The sequence below is a fragment of the Mycobacterium sp. URHB0044 genome, assembly GCF_000620625.1.
Taxonomy (GTDB): Bacteria; Actinomycetota; Actinomycetes; order Mycobacteriales; family Mycobacteriaceae; genus Mycobacterium.
Genome location: NZ_JIAW01000010.1, coordinates 149,622 through 175,425, shown reverse-complemented (window position 1 = coordinate 175,425; position 25,804 = coordinate 149,622). Strand labels below are relative to the sequence as shown.

Here is a 25,804-nt window from a genome sequence, read left to right as displayed (position 1 = left end):
CTCCTGCCCGGCACGCAGCACGTATCCCAGATTGAGGACTGATGAGCGATCTTGCCAACGCCTCCGGGAGGCGACGCGCTCAGTCGGCGACCGGTGACGGCGCGACTGGACGCGCCCCCGGCAACCGACGTGGCAACCGGCTGCCCCGCGACGAACGCCGCGGCCAGTTGCTCATCGCCGCAAGCGAGGTGTTCGTCGACCGTGGCTATCACGCTGCGGGGATGGACGAGATCGCGGACCGGGCGGGCGTCAGCAAACCGGTTCTGTATCAACACTTCTCGTCCAAGCTGGAGCTCTATCTAGCGGTGCTGCAACGACACGTCGACAATCTGGTGTCCGGCGTACGGCAGGCGCTGCGGACCACCACCGACAACCGGCAGCGGCTACGTGCCGCGGTGGGCGCGTTCTTCGACTTCATCGAGCACGACGGCCAGGGCTACCGGTTGATCTTCGAGAACGACTACGTCACCGAACCGCAGGTTTCCGCCCAGGTGAAGGTGGCCACCGAATCCTGCACGGACGCCGTCTTCGACTTGATCAGTCGCGATTCGGGGCTCGAGGCGCACCGCGCGCGGATGATCGCGGTCGCCCTCGTCGCGATGAGCGTCGACTGTGCGCGGTACTGGCTGCACAGCGACCGACCGATCTCCAAGGAGGCCGCGGTCGAGGGCACGGTGCAGTTCGCCTGGGGCGGCCTGGCACACGTGCCGCTCAGCCGCGGCTAGTGATCGTTCGTTAGGACTTCTTGACCGTCTCGGCCAGGATGCCGAAACCGACGCGACGCGAGTCGGATGCGCCGATCTCGACGTAACTGATCTTGGCGACCTGCACCAGGAAGAGCCGGCCCTTCTCGTCGGTCAGGCTCAGTACGCCCGAGTCTTTTCCCAGCGCATCGGTGACCAACTTCTGCACCTCATCGTGTGTCTGCGCGCTGCTGAAAACCAGCTCGCGCGGGCTGTCGGTGACACCGATCTTTACCTCCACGCTGCACCCTTTCCGTTCGTGTGCGTTCTACCTGGAGAAGGCTAGTGGACGCCGAGACCCCGTGACGCCACGGTCACTTCGCGGTCCGCGAACATCACGATCGCCGTGGGCGAACCGAGTCCGGACCGTGACCCAATGCCGCGCGTGCCAACAACATCCGTCACTTTCGCCCCGATAGCATCAGCCAAGTCATCCTCCGAACCCGGACCCCACCAACCCGGAAAGCGTCATGAGCAGGACATATCCCCCGCATTCTCCGTATTCGGCAACCACGCGAACGCGACGAACCGTCGAAACCCCCGAGCCGTACCCGCTGCGCTACGGAAACTACGGCGGTCCCGAGCGCTACGCCTCGAGCGTCGACGAGACCGAGGTGCTCAACGACGTCGAGGATTACGACGACTACAACGATGCCGACTACGACGATGACGGCTACACCGAATACCGCGATCCGATCGACCGCCGGTGGATCTGGGTTGCCGGCGTCGCCGGGGCGATCCTGCTCATCGCGGTGATCTGCACGGTGGTCATCCTCGGCGGCGGTGACAGCGGCTCGGTGTCGAAGACCATCGCCCCGCCTGCGGCGACCACCAGTCAGGTGCCCACGTCCACGGCGCCGCGGGTGGCCACGTCGGCCCCGCTTCCCCCGCCACCGGCACCGCTGACGCCCGAGACGGTCACCAGCGTCACGCCGGCGCCTACGGCAGCTGCCGAGCCCGCACCGACCGTGTCGGCGCCGGCCCCCAGCACCATCACCTATCAGGTGACGGGGAGTCGCCAACTGCTCGATCTGGTCACGGTGATCTACACCGACGCCCAGGGCGCATTGCAGACCGACTTCAACGTGGCACTGCCGTGGTCGAAGACTGTGGTGCTCAATCCGGGAGTCACGTTGGGTTCGGTGACCGCGACCAGCGTCGGGGGCCAGCTGAACTGCTCGATCACCGATGCCGGCGGCGCCGTCGTCGCGGCGCAGGCCACCAACTCGATGATCGCCAGCTGCACCAAGTAGCGGGGCTCAGGCGAGGCCGAGCTCCCGCATGCGGGAACTGTGCGTGCGCTGCAACCTGTCGAAGAACTCGGTGAGCCTGACCAGTCCCTCACCGGACGACACCACGAGGTCCACGAGTTCGTCGTGGTCGGCCAGCACGAACTGGGCCTGAGTGATGGCCTCGCCGAGCAGTCGCCGCGACCAGAGGGCAAGGCGGTGGCGCTGCTTGTCGCTCGCGGTGACCGCGGCCTTGACCTCGCCGACGACGAACTGGGAGTGACTGGTCTCCGACAGCACGGCACGGACCACGTTGGCCGCCTCGTCGGGAAGCGCATCGGCGATCTCGAGATAGAAGTCAGCAGCCAGTGCATCACCGATGTACGTCTTGACCAGTGCCTCCAGCCAGGTGCTCGGCGTGGTGAGGCGGTGGTAGTTCTCCAGCGCGGACGCGTACTTCGTCATGGCGGGCACCACGTCGACCCCGCGGCGCTCCAGCGCGTCGCGCAGCATCTCGTAGTGCGACATCTCCGCGGCCGCCATGCTCGCCATGTTGATCCGACCAGCCAGATTGGGCGCCATCCGCGCCTCGTCGGTGAGCCGGTAGAAGGCCGCGACCTCGCCATATGCCAGCAGCGCGAACAATTGGTTGACGCCGGGATGGTCGACCGACACGCCCGGTGTCACGGGGTTCACCGTCTGGTCGGGCGGGGTCGAAGTCATGGCTCAACTCTAGACGGCGAGCAGCGCGCTACCCGCTTCGCAAAGCGGGAGAGCTATGATGTAGCTGGATGCGGCTCTCTTCCGAGCTGGCCGCCCCCAAAGAAATGTGCGTGCACGGAGTTGGCTCGCCTCCTCGAAGGCCAGGGCCCGGTGCTTTCTCGTCAGACTCGTGCGCGCTTGAACGCCGCGAGGAATGACTATGAAAGGTTACGTCGGCAACGCATGACTTCATCTACTGAGACAACCAATACCGAAACCACTGAGACGGTCGAGCCCAAGACGGCCACCTTCGCCGAACTCGGCGTGCGCGAGGAGATCGTGCGCGCGCTCGCGGAGAGCGGCATCGAGCACACCTTCGCCATCCAGGAGCTGACGCTTCCGCTCGCCCTGTCCGGCAACGACCTCATCGGCCAGGCCCGCACGGGCATGGGCAAGACGTTTGCGTTCGGCGTGCCACTGCTGCACCGCATCGTCACCGACGCCGAACGTCCGCTCACCGGCGCGCCGCGCGCGCTGATCGTGGTTCCCACCCGCGAGCTGTGCCTGCAGGTCTTCGACGACCTGGCCAACGCCGCCAAGTACCTCAAGGTCGGCGACCGCAAGCTGTCGGTGACGTCGATCTACGGCGGACGCCCCTACGAGCCGCAGATCGAGGCGCTGCAGAAGGGCGTCGACGTGGTCGTCGGCACCCCCGGCCGCCTCCTCGACCTCGCGCAGCAGGGACACCTGCAGCTCGGCGGACTGTCGGTGCTGGTGCTCGACGAGGCCGACGAAATGCTCGACCTGGGCTTCCTGCCCGACATCGAGCGGATCCTCAAGCAGATCCCGACGGACCGGCAGGCGATGCTGTTCTCGGCGACCATGCCCGACCCGATCATCACGCTGGCCCGCACGTTCATGAACCAGCCGACGCACATCCGCGCCGAGGCTCCCCACTCCAGGGCCACCCACGAGAACACCAAGCAGCACGTGTTCCGCGCGCACGCGCTGGACAAGGTGGAGATGGTCAGCCGCGTCCTGCAGGCCCGTGGCCGCGGTGCGACGATGATCTTCACCAGGACCAAGCGCACAGCGCAGAAGGTCGCCGACGAGCTGGCCGAGCGCGGCTTCAAGGTCGGCGCCGTGCACGGTGACCTCGGTCAGGGCGCCCGCGAGAAGGCACTCAAGGGCTTCCGCACCGGCGATGTCGACGTGCTCGTCGCCACCGACGTCGCGGCGCGCGGCATCGACATCGACGACATCACCCACGTCATCAACTACCAGATCCCCGAGGACGAGCAGGCCTACGTGCACCGCATCGGCCGCACCGGCCGCGCAGGCAAGACCGGCATCGCCGTCACGCTGGTCGACTGGGACGAGCTGCCCCGCTGGACGATGATCGACAAGGCGCTGGGCTTGGACACCCCCGACCCCGCGGAGACCTACTCGAACTCGCCGAACCTCTACGAGGATCTCGACATCCCCACCGACGTCACCGGCACGGTCGGCGACGCGAAGGTATCGAGCCAGCGCCCGAAGCGGGAGTCCCGCGACGGTGACCGGCCGAAGCGTGAATCCCGTGACGGCGACCGGCCTGCCCGCACCCGCGACCGCACCCGGCAGCGCACCCGCGGCGGTAGTTCCGCCAGCGGGCACGTGGAGAACACCGAGCAGCAGGCCCCGGGCGCCGACGGTGACGCCGCTCCCGCCGGCGACGGCAGCCCGGCACGCCGCAGGCGCCGGCGTCGCCGCCCGAACAGCACCGCACCCACCGCCGGCTAGGCGGGGCAACTCCACTCGATGGTCTCTCCGGAACGCCGCACCAGGGCTGACGTCCTGGTGGCGCTGGCGATCGCCGCGGTCGTGGTCGTCACCGCCGGGTTGATCTGGTGGACCAGCGATGCGCGAGCGACGATCAGCCGTCCCGCCGCAACGCCGGTCCCCGCGTTCAAGTCCGCCCGTGACGTCCCCACCACGCTGCGGCAACTCTGGACCGCCGCCAGCCCCGCGACCACACAGCCGGTGTTGGCGGCCGGCAGCGTGGTGACCGGAGCCGGACGCCAGGTCGACGGTCGCGACCCCGCGACCGGAGCGGTCCTCTGGAGCTTCGCGCGGGACCAGGACCTGTGCGGGGTCACGTCGGTGTATCAGTACGCCGTCGCGGTCTATCCCGACGCTCGCGGCTGCGGCCAGGTCAGCACCATCGACGGCAAGACTGGCAAGCGCGGACCGACCCGGACGGCGTACGCCGACCCCGAGGTGCGGCTCTCGACCGACGGCACCACCGTGCTATCGGCCGGTGACAGCCGGCTGGAGCAGTGGCGTTCCGACATGGTCAGGATGAACAGCTACGGCGCGCTGGACGCCCGCATCAAGCCCGACGTCCCCGCGCAACCGCTGTGCCGACTGGTGTCCGCCGCGGCGAGCCCGTCGGCGGTGTCGGTGATCGAGTCCTGTCCCCAGCAGCCCGACGAGCGGCTCACCCTGCTGCGCCCGGACAAGGAAGAAGACCAGCCGCTGACGAAGCACGTCGCGCTGCCGGGGGTGCCCGCGGATTCCGATGCGCAGGTGATCGCCGTCTCCGATACCACTACCGCGGTGTACCTTCCGACGCCGAAGCCCACGGTGAACGTCATCGACGAGACCGGCACCACCGTGTCCAGCACGTTGATGTCCAAGCCTGCGTCGTTCGATGCGACCATGACACGGGCGGGTGACCTGATCACCTGGTGGACGGGTGACAGCGTGATGGTCTTCGCCGCCAACGGATTGCGCTACGAGTACACCGTCAGCCCCGTAGGCGGTCAGGCGCCGGTGGGTCCCGCGACGATGTTGGCTGGCAAGCTGCTGGTTCCCGTCACGACCGGCTACGACGTGTTCAATCCCGACACCGGGGCGGGCGAGAGTCACATCTCGGTGAGCCGGCCTGCCGCGTCTGCCCGGGTGGTCCCCGCGGTCGCCGGATCCACGCTGCTCGAACAGCGCGGCGACACCCTGGTGGCGTTGGGCGCCGGCTAGACCTCCGGGCTGAAGTTCTCCAGGGGCTTGCCCGACTTCCAATGCTTGAGCAGTGCCGCGGCCAACTCCCGATAAGCGTTGGCACCCTTGTTCTTTCGTCCAGCAAGTACCGACGAGCCCGACGCGCTTGCCTCAGCGAACCGCACGGTGCGCGGAATCGGCGGCCCCAGCACCACTAGGCCGTAACGGTCCGCGACGTCGAGCAGGACGTCGCGACTGTGCGTGGTGCGCGAGTCGTACAGCGTCGGCAACGCGCCGAGCAACTGCAGGTCGGCGTTGGTGATCTGCTGGACGTCGGTAACCGTGCGGAGGAACTGGCCGACGCCGCGGTGGGCCAGCGTCTCGCACTGCAACGGCACGATCACGTCACCGGCGGCCGTCAACCCGTTGAGCGTCAGCACGCCCAGCGAGGGTGGGCAATCGATGATCACGACGTCGAAGTCGCCGGAGATCTTGGCCAGCGCCCGCTTCAGCGCGTATTCACGCCCCGCTCGCATCAGCAGCATCGCCTCGGCGCCCGCGAGGTCGATGTTGGCCGGCAACAGTGTCATGCCCTCCACGGTCGGCACCAGCGCGGCGTCCGGTTCGACGTCGCCGAGCAGCACCTCGTGGATGGACACCGCCAGCTTGTCCGGGTCCTGACCGAGCGAGAACGTCAAACACCCTTGCGGATCCAGGTCGACGAGCAGGATCCGCTTGCCCTGCTCGGCCATCGCCGCGCCCAACGACGCCACCGTCGTCGTCTTGGCGACCCCACCCTTTTGATTGGCGACCGCCAGTACCCGCGTCATATTCTCCCCGTCGCTTCGCTCGCCCGCAAAAATCTCACCCCGTCGCTTCGCTCGCCCTCCGACACGTTCATCCAAGCACGCGCCCGGGGGGTCGGGCCCGCCGTGCGGCAGAATTCGCGGAGTGAGCATCCAACGGCATCGTCTCCTGCTGCTTCGGCACGGCGAGACGGAGTGGTCGAAATCCGGCAAGCACACCAGCCGCACCGATCTCGACCTCACCGACGAGGGTCGCGAGCAGGCCAGGCTGGCCGCCGAAGCACTCGGCGAGCTGCAGCTGGAGGATCCGGTGGTGATCAGCAGCCCGCGCCACCGCGCGCTGGTAACGGCCGAATTGGCCGGCCTGAAGGTCGACGAGGTGTCCCCGCTGCTGGCGGAGTGGGACTACGGCGACTACGAGGGCACCACCACCGAGGACATCCGCAAGGCGGTACCGGACTGGCTGGTCTGGACGCACGGCTGTCCCGGCGGTGAGACTGTCGCGCAGGTCTGCGAACGTGCCGATCAGGCCATCGCGATGGCGCTGGAGCGCATGGAGTCGCGTGACGTGATCTTCGTCGGGCACGGCCACTTCTCGCGTTCGGTGCTGACCCGGTGGATCGAACAGCCGCTCTACGAGGGCATTCGGTTCTCCATGGCGGCGGCGTCGATCGGCGTGTGCGGATTCGAGCATGGCGTGCGTCAGATCACCGCGCTCGGCCTGGCCGGTCACGTCAACCCGTGTCTACCGAGGTGACCGGCGAACCGTCCTTCGTGATGGCCGGCCGCGCCGGCGTGGTGGTCGCCGATGGTGTGCACACCGCATATCCGTCCCTCGACGACGCCAGGGCCGCTCTGGCCGCGGGTGACGCACCGATCGTGTTGGGCGCCTTGCCCTTCGATACGACGCGTCCGACCGCGCTGATGCGGCCGCGGGAAGCGCGCTTCCTCGACGCGCTGCCCGACTGGCCGCGACGGGACCTGCCTGCGGTGCGGGTCGCCGAGATGCTGCCCTACCCCGACGTGCATCACGCCCGCGTCGCCGAGGCGATCACGCGGTTGAACGATCCACGCTCAGGCCTGCTCAAGGTGGTCCTCGCACGGGCCCTGCGCCTGGTCGCCGACGGCCCGCTCGACGTGCTCACCATCCTCAGCCGCCTCGCCGAAGACGACACGGCCAACGCGTATTTCGCCGATCTCACCCCCGCAGGCGGAGATCACGCCGGCACCGCGCTCGTCGGCGCAAGCCCCGAACTGCTGGTGGCGCGCACCGGCGACGTGGTGACCTGCCGGCCGTTCGCGGGGTCGGCACCCCGTTCGTCAGATCCCGCCGCGGATCGGGCCAACGGCGCCGCGCTGGCCGAGTCGGCCAAGAACCTGCACGAGCACCAACTCGTCGTCGACGAGATGCGCAAGGTGCTCGATCCGCTGTGCGTCGACTTGTCGATCGCCTACCCGCCGGAGCTCAGCAGCACGTCGACGGTGTGGCACCTCAGCACGCCCATCACCGGTCGATTGCGCGAATCTTCCACGACGGCATTGGATCTCGCCGTCGCCTTGCATCCGACACCGGCGGTGGGCGGCGTGCCCACCGTGGCGGCGGCTCAGCTGATCAGCGAATTGGAGGGCGACCGCGGCTTCTATGCCGGAGCGGTCGGCTGGTGCAACGCTGCCGGCGACGGACGCTGGGTGGTGTCCATCCGTTGCGCCCAACTGTCCGCCGACCGGCGCAGCGCCGAGGCTCGCTCGGGTGGCGGCATCGTCGCCGAATCCGACGCCGATGAGGAAGTCGCCGAGACCACCACGAAGTTTCGAACCATCATGTCAGCGTTGGGAGTACCTTCATGATCCAGATTCGCCGTGTCCGGCCCGGTGACGAGGCAGAGCTGACCGCCATGGTGCACGAGCTGGCCGAATTCGAACACGCCGCGGCCGAGTGCGTGGTCACCGAATCCCAAATGCGCACAGCGCTTTTCGGCGACGCGCCGTCGGTACAGGCACACATCGCCGAGGTCGACGGGCAGCCCGCTGCCTGTGCGCTGTGGTTCCGCAACTTCTCCACCTGGGACGGCGTGGCCGGCATCTACCTCGAGGACCTGTTCGTCCGGCCCCAGTTCCGCAGGCTCGGCCTCGGCCGCAAGCTGCTGTCGACGTTGGCCCGCGAATGCGTGGAAGGCGGCTACACCCGGTTGTCGTGGGCGGTGCTGGACTGGAACGTCAACGCGATCGGCCTGTACGACGCGGTCGGCGGGCGCCCGCAGACCGACTGGATCACCTACCGGGTGTCGGGACCCGAGTTGTCCGCACTCGCGGGTGACTGAACCGCCAACCACTCCAGGGTCGGCCTGCTGAACAGCAGTACCAGGACCAACACCGCGACGATGGCGATGGGCACGCCGTAGAGCCACTGTTGTGAGCCGACAGCCATGTACCAGGCGACCGGCAGGAGCAGGAGTTGGGCGAACACCGCGATCCCTCGGCCCCACCGGCGGCCCGTCCACAACGCCCAGCCGGCCGCGAGTACGGCGGAGCCCATCACGACGAACCACCCCGCCGTGCCGTACCCGCTGAAGCCAGGAGGGTCCTCGGAGCCGCCCAGGTGGAGCACCACCAGCACCGCGGCCACGATGACGGCAGCGGCGCCCTCGAGTGCCACCAAGGCACCGGCCTGACGCACCGTCGCCGGTGCGGGAACGATCACGACGGCCAGCCTAGAGCTTGGCGACGGTTAGGCTGACGTCCCGTGCGTGCCGTGCTGATCGTGAACCCGAACGCGACATCGACCACCGCAGCGGGACGCGATCTCCTCGCGCACGCGCTGGAGAGCAGGGTCAGCCTGACGGTCGTCCACACCGACCACCGCGGGCATGCCATCGAGATCGCTCGTGACGCCACCCGCGACGGAATCGACGTGGTGATCGTCCACGGCGGCGACGGCACGGTGAACGAGGTGGCCAACGGCATCCTCGGCGATTGCGGCAGCCGCGGCCCCACACAGCGGCAGCCGGCGGTGGGGGTGGTGCCCGGCGGTTCTGCCAACGTCTTCGCCCGCGCGCTCGGCATCAGCGCCGACCCGATCCAGGCGACGAATCAGCTCATCGACGTTCTCGGCGACTATCGCCGCGGAGTGCCCTGGCGGCGCATCGGGTTGATGGACTGCGGTGAACGCTGGGCAGTCTTCACCGCGGGCATGGGCGTCGACGGTGACGTCGTCGCCGCCGTCGAGGCTCAGCGGGAGAAGGGCCGCAAGGTCACCGCGTCGCGCTACATCCGCGTCGCGGTGCGCGAAATGCTGGCCAGCGCTCGGCGGGAGCCGTCGCTGACCGTGCACCTGCCCGGTCAGGAGCCCGTCGACGGCGTGCACTTCGCATTCGTGTCCAACTCCAGCCCGTGGACCTACGCGAACACCCGACCGGTGTGGACGAACCCCACCACGACGTTCGAGACGGGGGTTGGCGTCTTCGCCGTCACCAGCATGAACGTGTGGGCGAATCTGCGGCTGGTGGGTCGGATGCTGTCCCGTAAGCCCCGGCTCGAGGCCAAGCATCTGGTCCGCGAGGACGACCTGGCGTGGGTCCGGGTGGCGAGTGAGGCGCCCGTGGCCTGTCAGATCGACGGAGATTACGTAGGTCTGCGCGAAACGATGACGTTCACCGCCGTACCGGATGCTCTGGGCGTCGTTGCACCGCCCGCAATAACCTCTTGACCTGGAGTTATGCGTTCACAGGATTCAATTAAGGGCGCAAGTGGGTTTAGTGTAGTACAAACGGGTAAGGGTTCTGGTAACGCATTGCCCCAGTGACATTGCACACGTGTTAACGCGCTTCTATTGACATCTGTTAAGCCTGTGGAAGCATCGGATGCAACAGTGCAGAAACATTCCGAATGCACGCGTTAACAGCCGAAGAAAAGCTCGTGCGTCTTGCTGCGCACACGATAAGGAGTTGGAAGCTATGGATTGGCGGCACAAGGCGGTCTGTCGTGACGAGGATCCGGAACTGTTCTTCCCGGTAGGGAATAGCGGCCCGGCGCTCGCTCAGATCGCTGACGCAAAGCTTGTCTGCAACCGCTGCCCGGTGACGACCGAGTGCCTCAGCTGGGCCCTTGAGTCCGGCCAGGACGCCGGCGTCTGGGGCGGCATGAGCGAAGACGAACGCCGCGCCCTCAAGCGCCGCAACGCGCGCACCAAGGCGCGTACAACCGTCTAGCTCTACCGCGATCTACCAAACTTACGGCCCCGGTGAAAACCGGGGCCGTAAGTCTGCGTACGCCAAGGCAACCAACGGTGGTCGGTCATTGCGCCAGCCGGGTGCGTCTGCCAATCGGCACGCGCAGCACCACTTCGGTGCCTCCGTTGGGTGCTTGGTGCATCCCCAGTGAGCCGTCCAATTCCGCACCCACGAGGGTGCGCACGATTTGCAAACCCAACCGGTCCGACTTCTCGAGGCTGAATCCCTCCGGAAGTCCGCGACCGTCGTCGTGCACCACGACGTCGAGCCAACGCGCCGAGCGCTCGGACCGAATCGTCACGCAGCCCTGTGGGGTCGACTCGTCGTAGGCGTGCTCGATCGCGTTCTGCACCAACTCCGTGACCACCATGACCAGCGCCGTGGCCCGGTCGGCGTCGAGCATGCCCAGGGCGCCTTCGCGGACGATCCGGATGGGGGTGTCCACCGATGCGACGTCATTCATGATCGGCAGGATTCGGTCCACGACCTCGTCGAGGTTGACCTCCTCGTCCACCGACATCGACAACACGTCATGCACCATCGCGATCGACGACACCCGTCGCACCGATTCGATGAGCGCCTCGCGCCCCTCCGGATTGTTGGTGCGGCGGGCCTGCAGACGCAGCAGCGCCGCCACCGTCTGCAGGTTGTTCTTCACCCGGTGATGGATCTCACGAATGGTCGCGTCCTTGGACAGCAGCGCACGGTCGCGGCGCTTCACCTCGGTGACGTCGCGGATCAGGACGGCGGCGCCGGTGGCCTTTCCGTTCGCCACCAGCGGCAGCGTGCGCAGCAGCACGGCCGCACCGCCCGCGTCGACCTCCATGCGCATGCTGGAGCCACCTGCCAGCGAGTCCCTCACGTGGTTGGCCAGCTCCTGCGCCTCGAACGGGTCGGTGATCAGTGGCCGGGTGACGGTGACGAGGTTGTGCCCCTCGAGTTCGGCGGCCAGACCCATGCGGTGATAGGCCGAGATCGCGTTCGGACTGGCGTACTCGACTCCTCCCCCGCCATCCAGCCGGATGAAGCCGTCGCCCACGCGCGGGCTCGAGCGCGACATCGCCAGATCCCCGACGTTGGGGAAGGTGCCCTCCGACAGCATGTGCAACAGGTCGCGGGCACAGTCCAAATACGCGCGCTCCAGGGGGCTGGCCTTGCGCCGGTCGGCCAATGCCGTCTGATGGGTGAGGACGGCGACCACCTGGTCGGCGTGACGGACCGGGACGGCCTCGACGTCGAGCCAGACGCCGTCATGCGAATTCCCGTGCGAATTGCCCTGTCCCGCGTCACTTTCCCGACCGATGTGGCCAGACTCGAACGCGGCGAGCACCACCGGCATGTCGTCGCCCGTGTTGAGGGTGCCGACGGCGTCGGCCAGCACCACGGTGGGCGCGGTATTGGGCCTGATCTGGGCGACGCACACCAGATTGCCGTCGTCACGGCGCACCCACATGAGGTAATCGGCGAAGGAGAGGTCGGCCAGCAGCTGCCATTCGCCAACCACCGCGTGCAGGTGGTCCACGGCGCTGCCGGGCAGGACGGTGTGCTCGGCGAGGAGATCACCGAGCGTCGACATGGGTGTCCTTCAGGGCGCTCGGCGCCCTAGCTGATGACGGCGATGAGGTCGCCCGCCTGGATGACGTCGCCGACGGAGACCTTCACCTCGGTGACCGTGCCGGCCACCTCGGCCAGTACGGGAATCTCCATCTTCATCGACTCCAGCAGAACCAGAGTGTCGCCCTCGCCGATCTGATCGCCCTCGCTAACCACGACCTCGAGCACACTGGCCACGATCTCTGCGCGAACGTCCTCGGCCATCTTCACTCCACTCGTCTTTCTCAGGTCGCCAGGGTTTCGGGCGACCGTGGAACACCTAAGCAGTGCTGCGCGTACATCGAACCACAGGATCGGATTTGTAACCGCACACCCGGGTCATGAGAGACTGTGTGTAAGCAACTGACTCGACGGAGGACCATCATGGCCAAGCGTGGCCGCAAGAAGCGTGACCGGAAGCACACCAAGGCCAACCACGGCAAGCGGCCCAACGCCGGCTCGAAGTCGGTGCGCTAACCGCGGTAGATGGTGGTGCGGCTGATCTCGATCCGCAGCCGCTGCCGGAGCCGATCCGGCGCCTTGTCACCGCTGCACTTCGTGGCGATCAGTCGCTTCACCCGCTCCTCGACGCCGTATTGGCGAAGGCACGTCGGGCATTCCTCGAGATGATGACGCAGCTTGTCGCGCGTCTCGGTGGTGCATTCGCCGTCAAGGAGCGTCCATACCTCGGCGATCACCGCCGCGCATTCGGGATGCTCGGGGTCGACCGGACCCACCGGCGGGCGGAAGTCGTGATCCTCGGGGCGCGAGAAGTCGTCGCTCATGACGTCACTCCTTCCGGCGTGTCGAGCTGCTGACCTCGTAGGAAGCCACGATCTCGCGCGACGTCCGCCAGCAATTCACGAAGCTGTTTGCGGCCGCGGTGCAGCCGGGACATCACCGTCCCAATGGGGGTATCCATGATCTCTGCGATCTCCTTGTACGGGAACCCTTCGACGTCGGCGTAGTACACCGCCATCCGGAAGTCCTCCGGCAGCGCCTGCAGCGCCGCCTTGATTTCGGTGTCCGGCAGCGCCTCCATGGCCTCGACCTCGGCCGACCGCAATCCGGTGGACGAATGCTCGGCGTTCGCCGCGAGCTGCCAGTCGGTGATCTCCTCGGTGGGATACTCCGCCGGCTGACGTTGCTTCTTGCGGTAGCTGTTGATGTACGTATTGGTGAGAATCCGGTACAGCCACGCCTTGAGGTTGGTGCCCTCGCGGAACGAACGGAAACCCGCGTAGGCCTTGACCATGGTTTCCTGCAGCAGGTCTTCGGCGTCTGCCGGGTTGCGGGTCATCCGCAGGGCGCCACCGTAGAGCTGGTCCAGTAGAGGAATCGCGTCACGCTCGAACCGTGCGGTCAGCTCGGCGTCCGTCTCCTCGGGCGCGGCGGGTATCGACCCGTCGACGTCTGTCATCTGAGGCGACACCGTCCCTTCCATAGCGGCCCCTTCGAACGGGTCCAGCAGGTCCACCGGACGTTCCAGGCAAGCCGTGTGCACAAGTTCCCCTTTCTGATCCTAGAGGTTGGGTCCGACGGAATTCGGCCGACGGCGCTGACTGCCTCCAACAACGGCATCGCGGTATGCAGTTGTTCCCGTTACTAAGGTGAGCCGGTGGCCAGCGCAGCGACTCCCGCCCTCGCCGCGCTGGTGAGCGCGGGAGTGCCCCACGAGGTGCTGCGATTCCATCACGATCCGCGCGCCGAGTCCTTCGGCGAGGAGGCCGCCAACGAACTCGTCGTCACCGCGGGCGTGCAGCCGGACCAGGTCCTCAAGACGCTGGTGGTCTCGGTGCCGCGCGGCCTCGCGGTGGCGGTGCTCCCGGTGCCGTCCAAGTTGTCGCTCAAGGCCGCCGCCGCGGCGCTCGGAGTGCCGAAGGCGGCCATGGCCGAACGGGCCGCGGTCGAACGGTCCACCGGCTACGTGCTGGGCGGTGTCTCGCCGCTGGGACAACGCAGGCCCCTCCCGACCGTGGTGGACGCCTCCGCGATGGCGTGGGACCGGGTGCTGTGCAGTGCGGGCAAGCGAGGTTGGGACGTGGCGCTGGCGCCCGGTGACCTCGTACGGCTCACCGAAGCGGTGATCGCCGACATTCGCGCATCGTAGGGTGACGCCATGTCGCTCTCTGGGAAGACCATGTTCATCTCCGGTGCCAGCCGCGGTATCGGGCTGGCCATCGCCAAGAAGGCCGCCGCCGACGGCGCCAACATCGCGCTGGTCGCCAAGACCGCCGAGCCGCACCCCAAGCTCGAAGGCACCGTCTATACCGCTGCCAAGGAGATCGAGGAGGCCGGCGGTCAGGCGCTGCCCATCGTCGGCGACATTCGCGACGGCGACTCGGTGACGTCGGCCGTCGCCAAGGCGGTCGAGCAGTTCGGTGGCATCGACATCTGCGTGAACAACGCCTCGGCGATCAACCTCGGCTCGATCGAGGACGTGCCGCTGAAGCGCTTCGACTTGATGAACGGCATCCAGGTGCGCGGTACCTACACGGTGTCGCAGGCGTGCATCCCGCACATGAAGGGCCGCGAGAATCCGCACATCCTGACACTGTCGCCGCCCATCCGGCTGGAGTCCGAATGGCTGAAGCCGACCGCCTACATGATGGCCAAGTTCGGTATGACGTTGTGCGCCTTGGGAATCGCCGAAGAGATGCGTGAAGCCGGCATCGCCTCCAACACGCTGTGGCCTCGCACGCTGGTCGCCACGGCGGCAGTGCAGAATCTGCTGGGCGGCGACGAGGCGATGGCCCGGGCACGCAAACCCTCCGTCTACGCCGACGCGGCGTACGCGATTCTCAACCGACCCGCAGCCAGCTACACCGGTCAAAGCCTGCTGTGCGAGGACGTGCTGTTGGATTCGGGCATCACCGACCTGTCTATCTACGACTGCGTACCGGGCTCGGAATTGGGCGTCGACCTCTGGGTCGACACCCCGAACCCGCCGGGCTACACGGGGTCCTGACGCCGTGTCGTCTCCCACGGTCTGGTCGTCCGGCCGCTACGAGTCGGTCGCCGAGCGCATCGCACCCATCGCCACCGAAGTCGTCTTCGCCGTGCATCGGCGCCGACCCCTCGGTGACGCCGCGTTGGCCGATCTCGCCTGTGGCACCGGAAATGCCGCCCTCGCCGCCGCAGGCCTCGGCGCACGGGTGACCGCCCTGGACATCACTCCGGACCTGATCGCGATCGGCGCGCAAAAGGCTGCCCGCGCAGGCCGAACCATCGACTGGCTCACCGGCGACGCCGCCGACACCGGGCTGCCCGCGCACGAGTTCGACGCAGTGGTGTCGAACATTGGGATCATCTTCGTCGAACCCACCGCCCAGGCTGCCGAGTTCGGCCGCCTGCTCGCGACGGGCGGCGTTCTCGGGTTCTCGTCGTGGGTGCGCGATGTCAACAATCCATTCATGAGCCCGATCGTCGCGGTTCTCGGTTCGAGCCCCGAACCGGAATACACGCCCGACCAATGGGGCGATCCCGACGTGATCGCCACACGACTGGCGACCGACTTCGTCGACGTCGAGATCGAGAATGCCTCGCTCACATGGCGATTCGACTCGATGGACGCCGCGTTGGGCTTCATGACTCGCGAGTCACCGATGCACGTCGCCCTGCTGAACAACCTCGACGCCGCACGCAGCGACCAGCTACGGGCAGCGTTCGAGGCCACGCTGCGAACGCACGTGACGAACGACGGTGTGGTGTCGTTCGAAACCCCGTACGTGGTGGTGACCGCCCGGCGACGGTGACCGCTACAGCAGCGTCGCCTGCTCGGGTTCCGGTTCGGCGGGCTCGATGAGCTCGGGGCCGTTGTTGCGGACGCTGTTCACCAGCCGCGACACCTGGCGGATGGCGATCCGGTCGAGGTCGCCGTGGCCGCGCAGCAGGCCCTCGTCGATCGGCGCGTCCGGATCCAGCCAGCGGTCCCAGTCGCGTTCACTGATGGTCAGCGGCATCCGGTCGTGGATCTCGGCCAACGGACCGGCCGCGTCGGTGGTGATGATGGTGCAACTCATCAACGGTGGGCTGTCCTTCGGCCCATCCTTGGGCCGCCACGTGGTCCACAAGCCCGCCATGAACAAGGGCTCACCGTCGGTGCCGTACATGAAGAACGGCGTCTTCGGCGCCTTCTTGCCGCCCACCTCTCCGCTGGGCCGCCACTCGTACCAGCCGTCCATGGGGACCAGACACCGCCTGCCCTTGGCCGAGGTGCGGAACGCCGGCGACGTGGTCACCTTGTCGGCCCGGGCGTTGATCAGCAGTGGGCCCTTGGTGTCCGGCGCGCCGTCCTCACCACTCTTGACCCACGGCGGGATCAGGCCCCAGCGCATCAGCCGCACGCGGCGCGTCGACTCGTCGTCGGGCTCGGCGTGGCGCTTCACCACGGTGCTGATGGTCGTCGTTGGCGCGACGTTGTAGTTCGAGGAGGGCGGATCCTTCGCCGCGTTCGTCGCCTCGTCGATCGCCTTGATCTTCTCGGCCAGCAACGCCGGGTCGGTGGTCACCGCGAATCGCCCACACATGCATCCCATGGTGGCAGACGGCACCGACGGTTAGCTCGCGAGATCGGTCACGCTGGGAGACGTGTTCGCGCCGGTGATGACCACCCCGACGCGCTCGTCCGGCTCGGGCCGATAGGCGCCGGACAGCAGGGCCGCCACACCGACCGCTGCCGCGGGTTCGGCGATCACCCGCAGCGTCTGCCACAGCTGCCGCTGCCCCTCGGCGATCGCGTCGTCGGAGACGAGCACCACCTGGCTGACGTACTTCTCGGTGATCGGGAAGACCAGCTCACCGACCCGTTTCGGCGCGAGCGCGTCAGCCGCGATGCCCTCGGTGGGAGCATCCACCGGCCGGCCCGCCGCTCTGGCCATGCTCAGCGTTGGCGCGCCCTCGGGCTCCACCCCGACGACGCGCACACTGCCCGCGTAATACGCCGCGACGCCGCCGATCAACCCGCCGCCGCCGACGGGCACCAGCACGGTGTCCAGCTCGGGCGCCTGCTCGGCGAGCTCGACGGCGAGGCTGGCTTGCCCAAGCAGGGTTTCGGTCTGGTCGAACGCGTGCACGGGCAGCGCACCGGTCGTGGCGGCGTGGTCGGCACTGGCGACGAGCGCATCGGCGTAGCGGTCACCGCCGACCACCAGGTTCGCGCCGAGCTGCCGAATCCGGTCGACCTTGGCGGGTGCCGATATCGACGGCACGAAGATCGACGCGGTGATGCCGAGCCGGTGCGCCGCGTACGCGACGGCGACGCCGTGGTTCCCACCCGACGCGGCGACCACGCCGGCCGGCCCGACCTCGCGCAGCACGAGGTTGGCGAAGGCCCCCCGCGCCTTGAATGATCCCGAGCACTGCAGCTGTTCGAGCTTCAGCACCGTGCTGCCCGTACCGGTACGGGTGAACGCGCCTGCCCCGATGTCGATCACCGGCGTGCGCCGGAGATGGCCGGCGATGGTGCGGTACGTAGCGTCGATGTCCGAGCGTGTGAGCACGCCTTGCAGTGTGCCGCTGATCGCGCAGAGACTCGGCGTCGGGGCGCCGACCTGGTGGCAGGATGTACCGCGATGGAATCCCTGAACGCCTGGCCGGCCCCCGTCGCGGCGAAACCCGTGCATGCGACGGTCACCGTGCCCGGATCCAAGTCCCAGACCAACCGGGCGTTGGTGCTGGCGGCACTAGCGGGGCCACAGGGCACGTCGACGCTCGGCGGCGCGCTCCGCAGCCGCGACACCGACCTCATGATCGGCGCACTGCAGGCGCTGGGCGTAGCGCTCGACGTGGCGGGCACCGAACTCTCGGTCAGTGGTGCGATCGCCCCCGCACGCGGTGCGACGGTCGACTGCGGGCTGGCAGGCACGGTGTTGCGCTTCCTCCCGCCGGTGGCCGCGCTGGGCACCGAGGTGGTCACGTTCGACGGCGACGAGCAGGCCCGGTCCCGGCCCATCGCTCCCCTGCTCGACGCCCTGCGTGCGCTCGGTGTGGCGCTGGACGGCGACGGGCTGCCGTTCCGGGTGCACGGCAGCGGATCCGTGGCGGGCGGCACCGTCGAGATCGACGCGTCGGCATCATCGCAATTCGTCTCCGGATTGCTGCTGTCGGGCGCCACGTTCACCGATGGGCTGACGGTGGTCCACACCGGCGAGTCCGTACCGTCGGCGCCGCACGTCGCGATGACGGTGTCCATGCTGCGCGAGGCCGGGGTCGACGTCGACGACACCCTGGGCAACCGGTGGCACGTCGCCCCTGGCGCGGTCGCGGCGCGACACTGGGCCATCGAGCCCGACCTGTCCAACGCCGTGCCGTTCCTGGCCGCGGCGATCGTCACCGGCGGCGTCGTGCGAATCCCGGGTTGGCCGCGCGTCAGCGTGCAACCCGCAGGCACCATCATCGAACTCCTCGAGAAGATCGGAGCCGTTGTCCGGCAGGAGGATTCGTACCTCGAGGTGACCGGACCGCAGGCCTTCGGCGGCTTCGAGGCGGACCTGCACGACGTCGGCGAGCTCGCGCCGTCGGTCGCGGCGATCGCCGCGCTCGCGCAGCCCGGGTCGGTGTCGCGTCTTGGCGGCATCGCACATCTGCGCGGCCACGAGACCGACCGGCTGGCCGCACTGACGGCGGAGATCAACGGCGTCGGCGGTCAATGCGAGGAGTCGGCGGACGGCCTGGTGATCACCGCGCGGCCGCTGCACGGGAATGTTTGGCGCTCGTATGCGGACCACCGCATGGCGACGGCGGGGGCCATCGTCGGGTTGCGGGCGGTCGGTGTGGCCGTCGACGACGTCGGCACCACCGCCAAGACGCTGCCCGACTTTCCGCGGATGTGGGCGGACATGCTGACCGGGCAGGTGCCCCAAATCCCTTGAAGTCCACCGACTACGACGAGTCCGACGTCCGGGTACGCGCCGGCCGGGGCTCACGGCCGCGGACGAAGACCCGACCCGGGCACGCCGACGCCCAGGACGCCATGGTGGTCACCGTCGACCGGGGCCGGTGGGGATGCGCGCTCGGTGGCGACCCCGACCGCGTCGTCACCGCGATGCGGGCGCGGGAACTGGGCCGGACCCCGATCGTCGTCGGAGACGACGTCGGCGTCGTCGGAGACCTGTCCGGCAAGCCCGACGCCCTGGCCCGCATCATCCGGCGCGGCGAACGCCGAACCCTGTTGCGCCGCACCGCAGATGACACCGACCCCACCGAGCGCGTGGTGGTCGCGAATGCCGACCAGTTGCTGATCGTCGTCGCGCTGGTCGATCCCCCACCACGAACCGGGTTCGTCGAGCGGTCGTTGATCGCCGCATACGCCGGTGGATTGACGCCGATCCTGTGCCTGACCAAGACCGATCTGGCACCACCAGAGCCGTTCGCGGCCCAGTTCGCCGGGCTGGACCTGATCGTGGTGACCACCGGCCGAGACGCCCCGTTGGAGCCCGTCACCGACCTGCTCACCGGAAAGTCGACGGTGCTGCTTGGCCACTCCGGGGTCGGGAAGTCGACGCTGGTGAACCGCATCCTGCCGCTGCAGCACCGGGCCACCGGCGAGGTGTCGGGCGTCGGCAAGGGCAAGCACACGTCGTCGCAGTCGGTGGCATTGCCGCTGCCGCAATCGGGTTGGGTGATCGACACGCCGGGCGTGCGGTCGTTCGGCCTGGCCCACATCGCCCCGGACGACGTGCTGCTGGCCTTCTCCGATCTCGCCGAAGCGATCGACGACTGCCCGCGCGGGTGTGGTCACCTGGGCCCGCCCGCCGATCCGGAATGCGCGTTGGACACGTTGACCGGCGCGGCGGCCGATCGGGTGGGCGCGGCGAGGCGACTGTTGGCGGCGTTGAAGGAAGGTTGATGGAGTTTCTGCAGCGCGCCCGCGATGGGTACGACGCGATGGCCGAAGGGTATGCAAAGCAGTTCGGGAACCACCTCGACGGGAAACCGGTGGAACTGGGCATGTTCAGCGCCTTCGCGAGCCTGGTGCGGGCGACGGGCAACACCGCCGTCGTTGACATCGGCTGCGGGACGGGTGTCGCCACCGGGATGCTTCGCGAACACGGGCTCGAACCGACCGGTGTCGACCTGTCCCCCAACATGATCGAACAGGCCCGCCTGCGCCTTCCCGACGTCTTGTTCGCCGTCGGTTCGATGACGGATCTCGACCTGCCCGACGACCAGTTCGGGGGCGTCTGTGCCTGGTATTCGACCATTCACGTGCCAGATTCGCATCTGCCGCAGACGTTCTCGGAGTTTCGCCGGGTCCTGGCCCCTGGCGGCTTCGCGCTCCTCGCCTTTCAGGTCGGCGACCAGCCGCGTCACTTGACCGAGGCGTTCGGCGCGTCCGTCGACGTGTTCTTCCACCGCAGAAGGCCCGCCGCCGTGGCCTCCGAACTGGCCGCAGCCGGGCTGCCCGTGTACGCGCAGACGGTCCGCGAATCGAACGGCGACGGCGTGGAGTCGACGCCGCAGGCCTTTCTGATCGCCAGGAAGCCCGTCGCCGGCCAGAACCGCGCGTCGGCCAGACTATAGGCGTGACTCCGATACCCACGATCGAACTGAACGACGGCGCACGCATCCCACAGCTGGGCTTCGGCGTCTACAAGGTGGCGCCGGACGAAACCGCCGACGCCGTGCGCACCGCGCTCGACATCGGCTATCGCCACATCGACACCGCCGCGATGTACCACAACGAGCAGGGTGTCGGTGAGGGCATCCGCGCCGCGGGCGTCGACCGCAGCGACGTGTTCATCACCAGCAAGCTGAACAACGGCTTTCACGAACCAGCCGATGCGCGAAGCGCTTTCGCCGCTACCCTCGCCGCACTGGGCACCGACTACGTCGACCTGTACCTGATCCACTGGCCGTTGCCCACGCTCTACGACGGCGACTTCATCTCCACGTGGCAGACGCTCGAGGAGTTCGCCGGAGACGGCCGAGCGCGCAGCATCGGCGTGTCGAACTTCCAGGTCTCTCATCTGCAGCGGTTGGCCGCCGCCACCGACACCGTCCCTGCGGTCAACCAGATCGAGGCGCACCCGTACTTCACCAACGCCGCGGTCCGCGACTACGGCAGGCAACACGGCATCGTCACCGAGGCGTGGTCACCGATCGCCCGCGGCAAGGTGCTCGCCGACCCAGTGGTGACGCGCATCGCCGAGGCGACGGGCAGGACGCCCGCCCAGGTGGTGCTGCGCTGGCACGTGCAGCGCGGCGACGTCGTGTTTCCCAAATCGGTCTCGCCGCAACGCATCGCGGAGAACTTCGCGGTGTTCGACTTCGAGCTCAGCGCCGCCGACCTCGAAGCGATCAGCGCGCTCGACCGCGGTGAGGCCGGCCGGATCGGCCCCAATCCCGACACGTTCGACCTGATTCCCGACTGACCCGACCCCCCACGCGAAACTGCGGGGAGATCGCGATACGTCCAAGAATCGCGATCTCCCCGCAGTGTCGAGGTGAGAAACGGAGGCTAGGCGGCCGCCTCGGCGCGGCGCGCACGCTTGGTGGCGCGCTTGTCATGTCGCCAGGCCCGCACCGTCGAGATCGCGGTGTTCAGGCCGCGGCGGCGACCGGTGACCGGATCCGTCGCGGCGAAGCCGGGCTCCAAGGCGTCGAACATCCGCTCACTGCGAGTCTCCGGCGCATTGTCGCGGGTGTCCTTGAGGAACTTGTCCGGCAACGACAGCTTCGCGATGGTGCGCCACGTCTTGCCGTACTGGACCGCGAAATTGCCTGTGGTGTAGGGCAGGTCGTACTTGTCGCACACCTGGCGCACCCGCACCGCGATTTCCTCGTACCGGTTACTCGGCAGATCAGGGAAGAGGTGGTGTTCGATCTGATGCGACAGGTTGCCGCTCATGAACCGCAGCGCCGGGCCGGCGTTGAAGTTGGCACTGCCAAGCATCTGCCGCAGGTACCACTGACCCTTGCTCTCGCCGACCATGTCGGTCTTGGTGAACTTCTCTGCGCCGTCGGGGAAGTGGCCGCAGAAGATCACGGCGTTGGCCCACACGTTGCGGATGACGTTGGCCACCGCGTTGGCCTTCAGCGTGGATTTGAAGGTCGCCCCGGGCGACAGCGACGTCAGCGCAGGCCATGCGACGTAGTCCTTGGCCACCTGCCCGCCCGCCTTCACGCCGAACTCCCGCACGCGAACCATGGTCGCCTTGCGGTCGTCGCGGCCCTTGGAGATCTTGCCGAGTTCGAGATGCTGCAGTCCGACGCCCCACTCGAAGCCGATGGCCAGCAGGGTGTTGAACAGCAGGTTGCCGTAGAGGTTGAACGGCTTCCACTTCGCATCGCGGGTGACCCGGATGACGCCGTAGCCGACGTCGTCGTCCATGCCGAGGATGTTGGTGTACTTGTGATGCATGAAGTTGTGGGTGAACCGCCAGTGCTTGGACGCCCCGCTCATGTCCCACTCCCACGTCGAGGAGTGAATCTCGGGATCGTTCATCCAGTCCCACTGGCCATGCATGACGTTGTGGCCGATCTCCATGTTCTCGATGATCTTGGAGACGCCCAATGTCACGGTGCCCGCCCACCACGCCGATCGGCGCGAACTCGCGGCCAGCATCAACCGGCCGGCGACTTCGAGGGCTCGCTGCGCGGCGATGGTGCGACGAATGTATTTCGAGTCGCGTTCTCCCCGGGAGTCTTCGATGTCCTGGCGGATCGCATCCAGCTCAACGGCCAGACTCTCGATGTCGGCTTCGGTCAAATGCGTGAAGGCCGGTACGTCAGTAATTGCCATCTTTTCGCCTCCTTTCAATACCTACGCTACCGTAACCTACGACTCCGTAGGTTACTAGCCAGTAAAAGTTAGACGTCCAGGACACAATCGCCGGACGCTGCGGAAATGCATGTCTGTATCCGGTTGCCCGGCTCGTGCTCGACGCCGCTGCGCAAGTCGCGGACGTGGCCATCCACCAGTTCCACGACACACGATTGGCAGATGCCCATCCGGCAGCCGAACGGCATCCGGACTCCGGCGGTCTCGCCCGCGTCCATCAACGGCGTTGCGGCGTCCACCGTGATGGTCTTCCCGCTGCGGGCGAACTGGACCGTGCCACCCTGGCCGTGCGCTGCCGCCCGCGACACCGCGAACCTCTCCAGATGCAGACGATCCTTCAGGCCTGCCGCCGACCACGTCTTCTCGGCCTCGTTCAGCATGCCCTCGGGTCCGCACGCCCAGGTCTGGCGCAGCTCCCAGTCGGGCACTTCGTCGGCGAGCCGAGACAGATCGAGACGGCCCTCGGTACGGGTGGTGCGCAGCCGGAGCTGATATCCGTCGTGCGCGTCAGCCAACTGTGCGAGCTCCGCGGCGAACATCACGTCGGATTCCGTTGGCGCCGAATGGACGTGGACGACGTCGCCGAGCTGGTCCCGACGGACCAGGGTGCGCAGCATCGACATGACGGGCGTGATGCCCGAACCTGCCGTGAGGAACAGCACGGACGGCGGCGCTGGATCCGGCATGACGAAGTTGCCCTGCGGGGCGGCCAGGCGGACCACGGTGCCCGGCGACAACCCGCCGACGAGGTGGCTGGACAGGAAGCCCTCCGGCATCGCCTTGACCGTGATGGTGATGGTCTTGGCCGAACGAACCGTCGGCGCCGAGGTCACCGGACTCGACGTCAGCGAGTAGGACCGCCACCGCCAACGGCCGTCCATCAAGACACCGATGCCGACGTATTGACCGGGTTCGTAGTCGAAGGAGAAGCCCCACCCCGGCTTGATCACCAGCGTTGCCGAGTCCTCGGTCTCGCGGCGCACCTCGAGGACGCGGCCGCGCAACTCCCGCGCCGACCACAACGGGTTGGCCAGCTTCAGGTAGTCGTCGGGCAGCAGCGGCGTGGTGATGCGTTCGGCGATGGACCGCAGCGCGTGCAAGGCGGGATGCCGATCCGCACCTGCGATGGCGGGCCGCACGGTGTCGACCACGTTGGCGGAAATCTTGATCTCGTTCTTGGCCATGAAGGCTCCTGCTCACATAATCGCGTAACTCCGAGGCCGGAGTCTGGGGCCCGATGGATTTAACCTACGGTACCGTAACTTACGGTGTCGTATCTAGGCCTGCACCAAGAACGATCAGTGCGCCAGCGTGTTCTTGAACACCCGGCCGTCCTTCATGATGACGTTGAAGTTGCGAGCGGGGTCCGCGACCAGCCGCAGGTCAGTCAGCGGGTCACCATCCACCAGCAGCAGGTCGGCCAGCGCGCCCTCGGCCACCACACCCAGCTTGCCCTTGTACGGGCTGCGCTCGCCCGACATCGCGAGAAGCTCGGCGTTGGTGCCGGTGGCCATCGTCAGCGCTTCCGCCGGCGTGAACCATTTGTCCAGCTCGGCGAGCAGCGCACCCTGCCGGGGAGCCAGCTGCGGCGAGAACAGGATGTCGGTCCCGAACGCCGTCTTGATGCCGTACTTGCGCGCCAGCCGGTACACGTTGTCCACGCCGGCAATCACTTCACGAGCCTTGGCGGCTTCCTCGGATCCCGGCGGGAAGGCGCCGATCATTTCCTCGGGCAGCGGCTGCGTGCTGAGCCAGATGTCGTTGTCCGCCAACAGTTTCGCGGTGGCGTCATCCATGAGGTGACCGTGTTCGATGCAGCGCACGCCCGCCCGAACCGCCTGGGCGATGGTGGCCGGGGTGTAGGCGTGCACGGTGACGTAGGTGCCCCAGTTGGCTGCTGCCTCAGTGGCGGCGCGCAACTCGGGTTCGGTGAAGGTGATCACGTCGAGTGGGCTATGCGGTGACGAGACGCCGCCGCCGGCGGTCAGCTTGATCTGAGACGCACCGAGGAAGAGCTGCTCCCGGGTGCGCATCCGCAGCTCGTCGGGTCCGTCGGCGACCATCGTGGCGCCCAGCTCCTCCTGACGCGAGGGCGGCCCCCCTGGCGTGCGCGGAAGGTCGGCGGGCGTTCGGAAGTCACCGTGTCCGCTGGTCACGGTGATCATCGCGCCGGATGGGAAGATCCGTGGACCGTCGATCACGCCTTCATCGATCGCCTGCTTGAGGCCGAAACTTGGACCCCCGAGATCGCGCACCGTGGTGAAACCCCGCAGCAGCGTGTCCTGGGCTTCGGCACCGGCGAGCAGGTTGACGTAACCGGGATCGGATGACATCACCTGGGCGGGCGAGGGCCGCACGAACATCGTGTGCCAATGGTTGTCGATCAGACCCGGCATCAGGGTGCGGCCGCCACCGTCGATGACCGTGATCGCCTCACCGGGCTCCGTCGGCAGCGGATCGGTGGAAATCCGGGCGATCCGGTTGCCCCTCACCAATACGTTCGACGGCGCCGACAAGTGGTCGCTGTGACCGTCGAAGACGCGGACGTTGCGGAATTCGGTGGCACGCGCCTCCGGCCCCGTCGCGGGAACGGCCGGCGACGTCTCCGGCGGCTGTTCGGGCGGCTCCGACCGACTCGACGAGGTATCACCATCCCCGGCAGTACAGCCGAACGTGGCGAAGACGAACACGAGAGTCGCGACCAGGCGCAGGTTCCTCATCGACACCCTCCCCGTCCGTC

At 67.7% G+C, this 25,804-nt stretch carries 30 protein-coding genes; 17 read left to right on the top strand and 13 right to left on the bottom strand.

What is annotated here, in order from left to right; translation table 11 throughout:
- Nucleotides 1-41: 41 nt before the first annotated feature.
- On the top strand, nucleotides 42-725 hold the full coding sequence (locus N536_RS0120995; RefSeq protein ID WP_029115407.1) for a TetR/AcrR family transcriptional regulator: 684 nt from the start codon (nucleotides 42-44) through the stop codon (nucleotides 723-725).
- Nucleotides 726-735: 10 nt separating this feature from the next.
- Here the strand turns inward: N536_RS0120995 and N536_RS0120990 are convergent, their stop codons facing one another.
- Nucleotides 736-984 carry a DUF3107 domain-containing protein gene (locus N536_RS0120990; protein WP_029115406.1) on the bottom strand — a complete coding sequence of 83 codons (249 nt, stop codon included), beginning with the start codon at nucleotides 982-984 and terminating at the stop codon, nucleotides 736-738.
- Between the two features lie 229 nt (nucleotides 985-1,213).
- On the opposite strand from N536_RS0120990, the gene N536_RS0120985 reads away from it, so the two are divergent.
- The gene (locus N536_RS0120985) at nucleotides 1,214-1,996 is read left to right on the top strand and encodes an MmpS family transport accessory protein (protein ID WP_029115405.1); all 783 of its coding nucleotides are present in this window, start codon (nucleotides 1,214-1,216) and stop codon (nucleotides 1,994-1,996) included.
- Between the two features lie 6 nt (nucleotides 1,997-2,002).
- On the opposite strand, the gene N536_RS0120980 is transcribed toward N536_RS0120985, so the two are convergent.
- Nucleotides 2,003-2,695: a ferritin-like fold-containing protein gene (locus tag N536_RS0120980; RefSeq protein WP_029115404.1), complete on the bottom strand. Its 693-nt coding sequence runs from the start codon at nucleotides 2,693-2,695 to the stop codon at nucleotides 2,003-2,005.
- Nucleotides 2,696-2,917: 222 nt separating this feature from the next.
- Between N536_RS0120980 and N536_RS39055 the strand changes: the two genes are divergently transcribed.
- A complete protein-coding gene (locus tag N536_RS39055) occupies nucleotides 2,918-4,456 on the top strand; it encodes a DEAD/DEAH box helicase (protein WP_081809307.1) in 1,539 nt (512 codons plus the stop codon).
- 18 nt (nucleotides 4,457-4,474) lie between these two features.
- Nucleotides 4,475-5,692: a PQQ-binding-like beta-propeller repeat protein gene (locus N536_RS0120970; RefSeq protein WP_029115403.1), complete on the top strand. Its 1,218-nt coding sequence runs from the start codon at nucleotides 4,475-4,477 to the stop codon at nucleotides 5,690-5,692.
- Here N536_RS0120970 and N536_RS0120965 read toward each other — a convergent pair.
- Entirely contained in the window at nucleotides 5,689-6,483 is a 795-nt protein-coding gene (locus N536_RS0120965; RefSeq protein ID WP_029115402.1) for a ParA family protein, read from the bottom strand. The two genes, N536_RS0120970 and N536_RS0120965, sit on opposite strands and share 4 nt — an antisense overlap.
- Nucleotides 6,484-6,604: 121 nt before the next feature.
- On the opposite strand from N536_RS0120965, the gene N536_RS0120960 reads away from it, so the two are divergent.
- From N536_RS0120960 to N536_RS0120950, 3 genes are read left to right on the top strand one after another with little or no spacing between them, the layout of a single operon-like run.
- Entirely contained in the window at nucleotides 6,605-7,216 is a 612-nt protein-coding gene (locus N536_RS0120960; RefSeq protein WP_029115401.1) for an acid phosphatase, read from the top strand.
- Complete coding sequence (locus N536_RS0120955) at nucleotides 7,213-8,307, top strand: isochorismate synthase MenF (RefSeq protein WP_029115400.1); 1,095 nt, start codon at nucleotides 7,213-7,215, stop codon at nucleotides 8,305-8,307. The genes N536_RS0120960 and N536_RS0120955 overlap by 4 nt, the downstream gene beginning before the upstream one ends.
- A complete protein-coding gene (locus N536_RS0120950) occupies nucleotides 8,304-8,780 on the top strand; it encodes a GNAT family N-acetyltransferase (protein WP_029115399.1) in 477 nt (158 codons plus the stop codon). The genes N536_RS0120955 and N536_RS0120950 overlap by 4 nt, the downstream gene beginning before the upstream one ends.
- Here N536_RS0120950 and N536_RS0120945 read toward each other — a convergent pair.
- Nucleotides 8,735-9,160, bottom strand: a complete 426-nt coding sequence (locus N536_RS0120945) for a hypothetical protein (RefSeq protein WP_029115398.1) — start codon at nucleotides 9,158-9,160, stop codon at nucleotides 8,735-8,737. The two genes, N536_RS0120950 and N536_RS0120945, sit on opposite strands and share 46 nt — an antisense overlap.
- A 42-nt stretch (nucleotides 9,161-9,202) precedes the next feature.
- Between N536_RS0120945 and N536_RS0120940 the strand changes: the two genes are divergently transcribed.
- Nucleotides 9,203-10,165 (top strand): diacylglycerol kinase family protein, encoded by a 963-nt coding sequence (locus tag N536_RS0120940; protein WP_029115397.1) that lies wholly within the window; start codon nucleotides 9,203-9,205, stop codon nucleotides 10,163-10,165.
- 247 nt (nucleotides 10,166-10,412) lie between these two features.
- Nucleotides 10,413-10,667 (top strand): transcriptional regulator WhiB1, encoded by a 255-nt coding sequence (gene whiB1, locus N536_RS0120935; protein ID WP_029115396.1) that lies wholly within the window; start codon nucleotides 10,413-10,415, stop codon nucleotides 10,665-10,667.
- Between the two features lie 85 nt (nucleotides 10,668-10,752).
- Here the strand turns inward: whiB1 and N536_RS0120930 are convergent, their stop codons facing one another.
- A complete protein-coding gene (locus tag N536_RS0120930; protein WP_029115395.1) occupies nucleotides 10,753-12,264 on the bottom strand; it encodes a sensor histidine kinase in 1,512 nt (503 codons plus the stop codon).
- 26 nt (nucleotides 12,265-12,290) lie between these two features.
- The gene (locus N536_RS0120925) at nucleotides 12,291-12,506 is read right to left on the bottom strand and encodes a biotin/lipoyl-binding carrier protein (protein WP_029115394.1); all 216 of its coding nucleotides are present in this window, start codon (nucleotides 12,504-12,506) and stop codon (nucleotides 12,291-12,293) included.
- 159 nt (nucleotides 12,507-12,665) lie between these two features.
- Between N536_RS0120925 and N536_RS43600 the strand changes: the two genes are divergently transcribed.
- Complete coding sequence (locus tag N536_RS43600; RefSeq protein WP_090355725.1) at nucleotides 12,666-12,758, top strand: 50S ribosomal protein bL37; 93 nt, start codon at nucleotides 12,666-12,668, stop codon at nucleotides 12,756-12,758.
- On the opposite strand, the gene rsrA is transcribed toward N536_RS43600, so the two are convergent.
- The gene (rsrA, locus tag N536_RS0120915) at nucleotides 12,755-13,066 is read right to left on the bottom strand and encodes a mycothiol system anti-sigma-R factor (RefSeq protein ID WP_029115393.1); all 312 of its coding nucleotides are present in this window, start codon (nucleotides 13,064-13,066) and stop codon (nucleotides 12,755-12,757) included. The genes N536_RS43600 and rsrA overlap by 4 nt on opposite strands.
- Nucleotides 13,063-13,701: a sigma-70 family RNA polymerase sigma factor gene (locus tag N536_RS0120910; RefSeq protein ID WP_029115392.1), complete on the bottom strand. Its 639-nt coding sequence runs from the start codon at nucleotides 13,699-13,701 to the stop codon at nucleotides 13,063-13,065. Before N536_RS0120910 ends, rsrA begins: the two co-directional genes overlap by 4 nt.
- A 198-nt stretch (nucleotides 13,702-13,899) precedes the next feature.
- On the opposite strand from N536_RS0120910, the gene N536_RS0120905 reads away from it, so the two are divergent.
- From N536_RS0120905 to N536_RS0120895, 3 genes are read left to right on the top strand one after another with little or no spacing between them, the layout of a single operon-like run.
- The gene (locus tag N536_RS0120905) at nucleotides 13,900-14,391 is read left to right on the top strand and encodes an aminoacyl-tRNA deacylase (protein ID WP_029115391.1); all 492 of its coding nucleotides are present in this window, start codon (nucleotides 13,900-13,902) and stop codon (nucleotides 14,389-14,391) included.
- A 9-nt stretch (nucleotides 14,392-14,400) separates the two neighbouring features.
- A complete protein-coding gene (locus N536_RS0120900; protein WP_029115390.1) occupies nucleotides 14,401-15,249 on the top strand; it encodes an NAD(P)-dependent oxidoreductase in 849 nt (282 codons plus the stop codon).
- A gap of 4 nt (nucleotides 15,250-15,253) precedes the next feature.
- Complete coding sequence (locus tag N536_RS0120895; protein WP_029115389.1) at nucleotides 15,254-16,036, top strand: class I SAM-dependent methyltransferase; 783 nt, start codon at nucleotides 15,254-15,256, stop codon at nucleotides 16,034-16,036.
- A gap of 3 nt (nucleotides 16,037-16,039) precedes the next feature.
- Here the strand turns inward: N536_RS0120895 and N536_RS0120890 are convergent, their stop codons facing one another.
- Together N536_RS0120890 and N536_RS0120885 are read right to left on the bottom strand one after the other, a co-directional pair.
- Nucleotides 16,040-16,810: an SOS response-associated peptidase gene (locus N536_RS0120890; protein ID WP_029115388.1), complete on the bottom strand. Its 771-nt coding sequence runs from the start codon at nucleotides 16,808-16,810 to the stop codon at nucleotides 16,040-16,042.
- Nucleotides 16,811-16,840: 30 nt separating this feature from the next.
- A complete protein-coding gene (locus N536_RS0120885) occupies nucleotides 16,841-17,782 on the bottom strand; it encodes a threonine/serine dehydratase (RefSeq protein WP_197040186.1) in 942 nt (313 codons plus the stop codon).
- Between the two features lie 72 nt (nucleotides 17,783-17,854).
- Between N536_RS0120885 and aroA the strand changes: the two genes are divergently transcribed.
- From aroA to N536_RS0120860, 4 genes are read left to right on the top strand one after another with little or no spacing between them, the layout of a single operon-like run.
- Nucleotides 17,855-19,153: a 3-phosphoshikimate 1-carboxyvinyltransferase gene (aroA, locus tag N536_RS0120875; RefSeq protein ID WP_029115385.1), complete on the top strand. Its 1,299-nt coding sequence runs from the start codon at nucleotides 17,855-17,857 to the stop codon at nucleotides 19,151-19,153.
- Nucleotides 19,150-20,130: a ribosome small subunit-dependent GTPase A gene (gene rsgA, locus N536_RS0120870; RefSeq protein ID WP_029115384.1), complete on the top strand. Its 981-nt coding sequence runs from the start codon at nucleotides 19,150-19,152 to the stop codon at nucleotides 20,128-20,130. The genes aroA and rsgA overlap by 4 nt, the downstream gene beginning before the upstream one ends.
- Entirely contained in the window at nucleotides 20,130-20,804 is a 675-nt protein-coding gene (locus tag N536_RS0120865) for a class I SAM-dependent methyltransferase (protein ID WP_064751571.1), read from the top strand. Before rsgA ends, N536_RS0120865 begins: the two co-directional genes overlap by 1 nt.
- 2 nt (nucleotides 20,805-20,806) lie before the next feature.
- Nucleotides 20,807-21,655, top strand: coding sequence for an aldo/keto reductase (locus N536_RS0120860; RefSeq protein WP_029115382.1), 849 nt, complete (start codon nucleotides 20,807-20,809; stop codon nucleotides 21,653-21,655).
- Nucleotides 21,656-21,741: 86 nt separating this feature from the next.
- Here the strand turns inward: N536_RS0120860 and N536_RS0120855 are convergent, their stop codons facing one another.
- From N536_RS0120855 to N536_RS39050, 3 genes are all read right to left on the bottom strand, one after another.
- Complete coding sequence (locus N536_RS0120855; RefSeq protein WP_029115381.1) at nucleotides 21,742-23,025, bottom strand: fatty acid desaturase; 1,284 nt, start codon at nucleotides 23,023-23,025, stop codon at nucleotides 21,742-21,744.
- A 68-nt stretch (nucleotides 23,026-23,093) separates the two neighbouring features.
- Nucleotides 23,094-24,248, bottom strand: coding sequence for a ferredoxin reductase (locus N536_RS0120850; protein WP_029115380.1), 1,155 nt, complete (start codon nucleotides 24,246-24,248; stop codon nucleotides 23,094-23,096).
- Between the two features lie 114 nt (nucleotides 24,249-24,362).
- On the bottom strand, nucleotides 24,363-25,784 hold the full coding sequence (locus tag N536_RS39050; protein WP_081809304.1) for an amidohydrolase family protein: 1,422 nt from the start codon (nucleotides 25,782-25,784) through the stop codon (nucleotides 24,363-24,365).
- Nucleotides 25,785-25,804: the final 20 nt, after the last annotated feature.

Coding starts and splice junctions, on each gene's coding strand:
- N536_RS0120995 (WP_029115407.1), top strand. CDS start 42: ATGAGCGATCTTGCCAACGCCTCCGGGAGGCGACGCGCTCAGTCGGCG.
- N536_RS0120985 (WP_029115405.1), top strand. CDS start 1,214: ATGAGCAGGACATATCCCCCGCATTCTCCGTATTCGGCAACCACGCGA.
- N536_RS0120980 (WP_029115404.1), bottom strand. CDS start 2,695: ATGACTTCGACCCCGCCCGACCAGACGGTGAACCCCGTGACACCGGGC.
- N536_RS39055 (WP_081809307.1), top strand. CDS start 2,918: ATGACTTCATCTACTGAGACAACCAATACCGAAACCACTGAGACGGTC.
- N536_RS0120970 (WP_029115403.1), top strand. CDS start 4,475: ATGGTCTCTCCGGAACGCCGCACCAGGGCTGACGTCCTGGTGGCGCTG.
- N536_RS0120965 (WP_029115402.1), bottom strand. CDS start 6,483: ATGACGCGGGTACTGGCGGTCGCCAATCAAAAGGGTGGGGTCGCCAAG.
- N536_RS0120950 (WP_029115399.1), top strand. CDS start 8,304: ATGATCCAGATTCGCCGTGTCCGGCCCGGTGACGAGGCAGAGCTGACC.
- whiB1 (WP_029115396.1), top strand. CDS start 10,413: ATGGATTGGCGGCACAAGGCGGTCTGTCGTGACGAGGATCCGGAACTG.
- N536_RS0120930 (WP_029115395.1), bottom strand. CDS start 12,264: ATGTCGACGCTCGGTGATCTCCTCGCCGAGCACACCGTCCTGCCCGGC.
- N536_RS0120925 (WP_029115394.1), bottom strand. CDS start 12,506: ATGGCCGAGGACGTTCGCGCAGAGATCGTGGCCAGTGTGCTCGAGGTC.
- N536_RS43600 (WP_090355725.1), top strand. CDS start 12,666: ATGGCCAAGCGTGGCCGCAAGAAGCGTGACCGGAAGCACACCAAGGCC.
- rsrA (WP_029115393.1), bottom strand. CDS start 13,066: ATGAGCGACGACTTCTCGCGCCCCGAGGATCACGACTTCCGCCCGCCG.
- N536_RS0120910 (WP_029115392.1), bottom strand. CDS start 13,701: ATGACAGACGTCGACGGGTCGATACCCGCCGCGCCCGAGGAGACGGAC.
- N536_RS0120900 (WP_029115390.1), top strand. CDS start 14,401: ATGTCGCTCTCTGGGAAGACCATGTTCATCTCCGGTGCCAGCCGCGGT.
- N536_RS0120890 (WP_029115388.1), bottom strand. CDS start 16,810: ATGTGTGGGCGATTCGCGGTGACCACCGACCCGGCGTTGCTGGCCGAG.
- aroA (WP_029115385.1), top strand. CDS start 17,855: ATGGAATCCCTGAACGCCTGGCCGGCCCCCGTCGCGGCGAAACCCGTG.
- N536_RS0120865 (WP_064751571.1), top strand. CDS start 20,130: ATGGAGTTTCTGCAGCGCGCCCGCGATGGGTACGACGCGATGGCCGAA.
- N536_RS0120855 (WP_029115381.1), bottom strand. CDS start 23,025: ATGGCAATTACTGACGTACCGGCCTTCACGCATTTGACCGAAGCCGAC.
- N536_RS0120850 (WP_029115380.1), bottom strand. CDS start 24,248: ATGGCCAAGAACGAGATCAAGATTTCCGCCAACGTGGTCGACACCGTG.
- N536_RS39050 (WP_081809304.1), bottom strand. CDS start 25,784: ATGAGGAACCTGCGCCTGGTCGCGACTCTCGTGTTCGTCTTCGCCACG.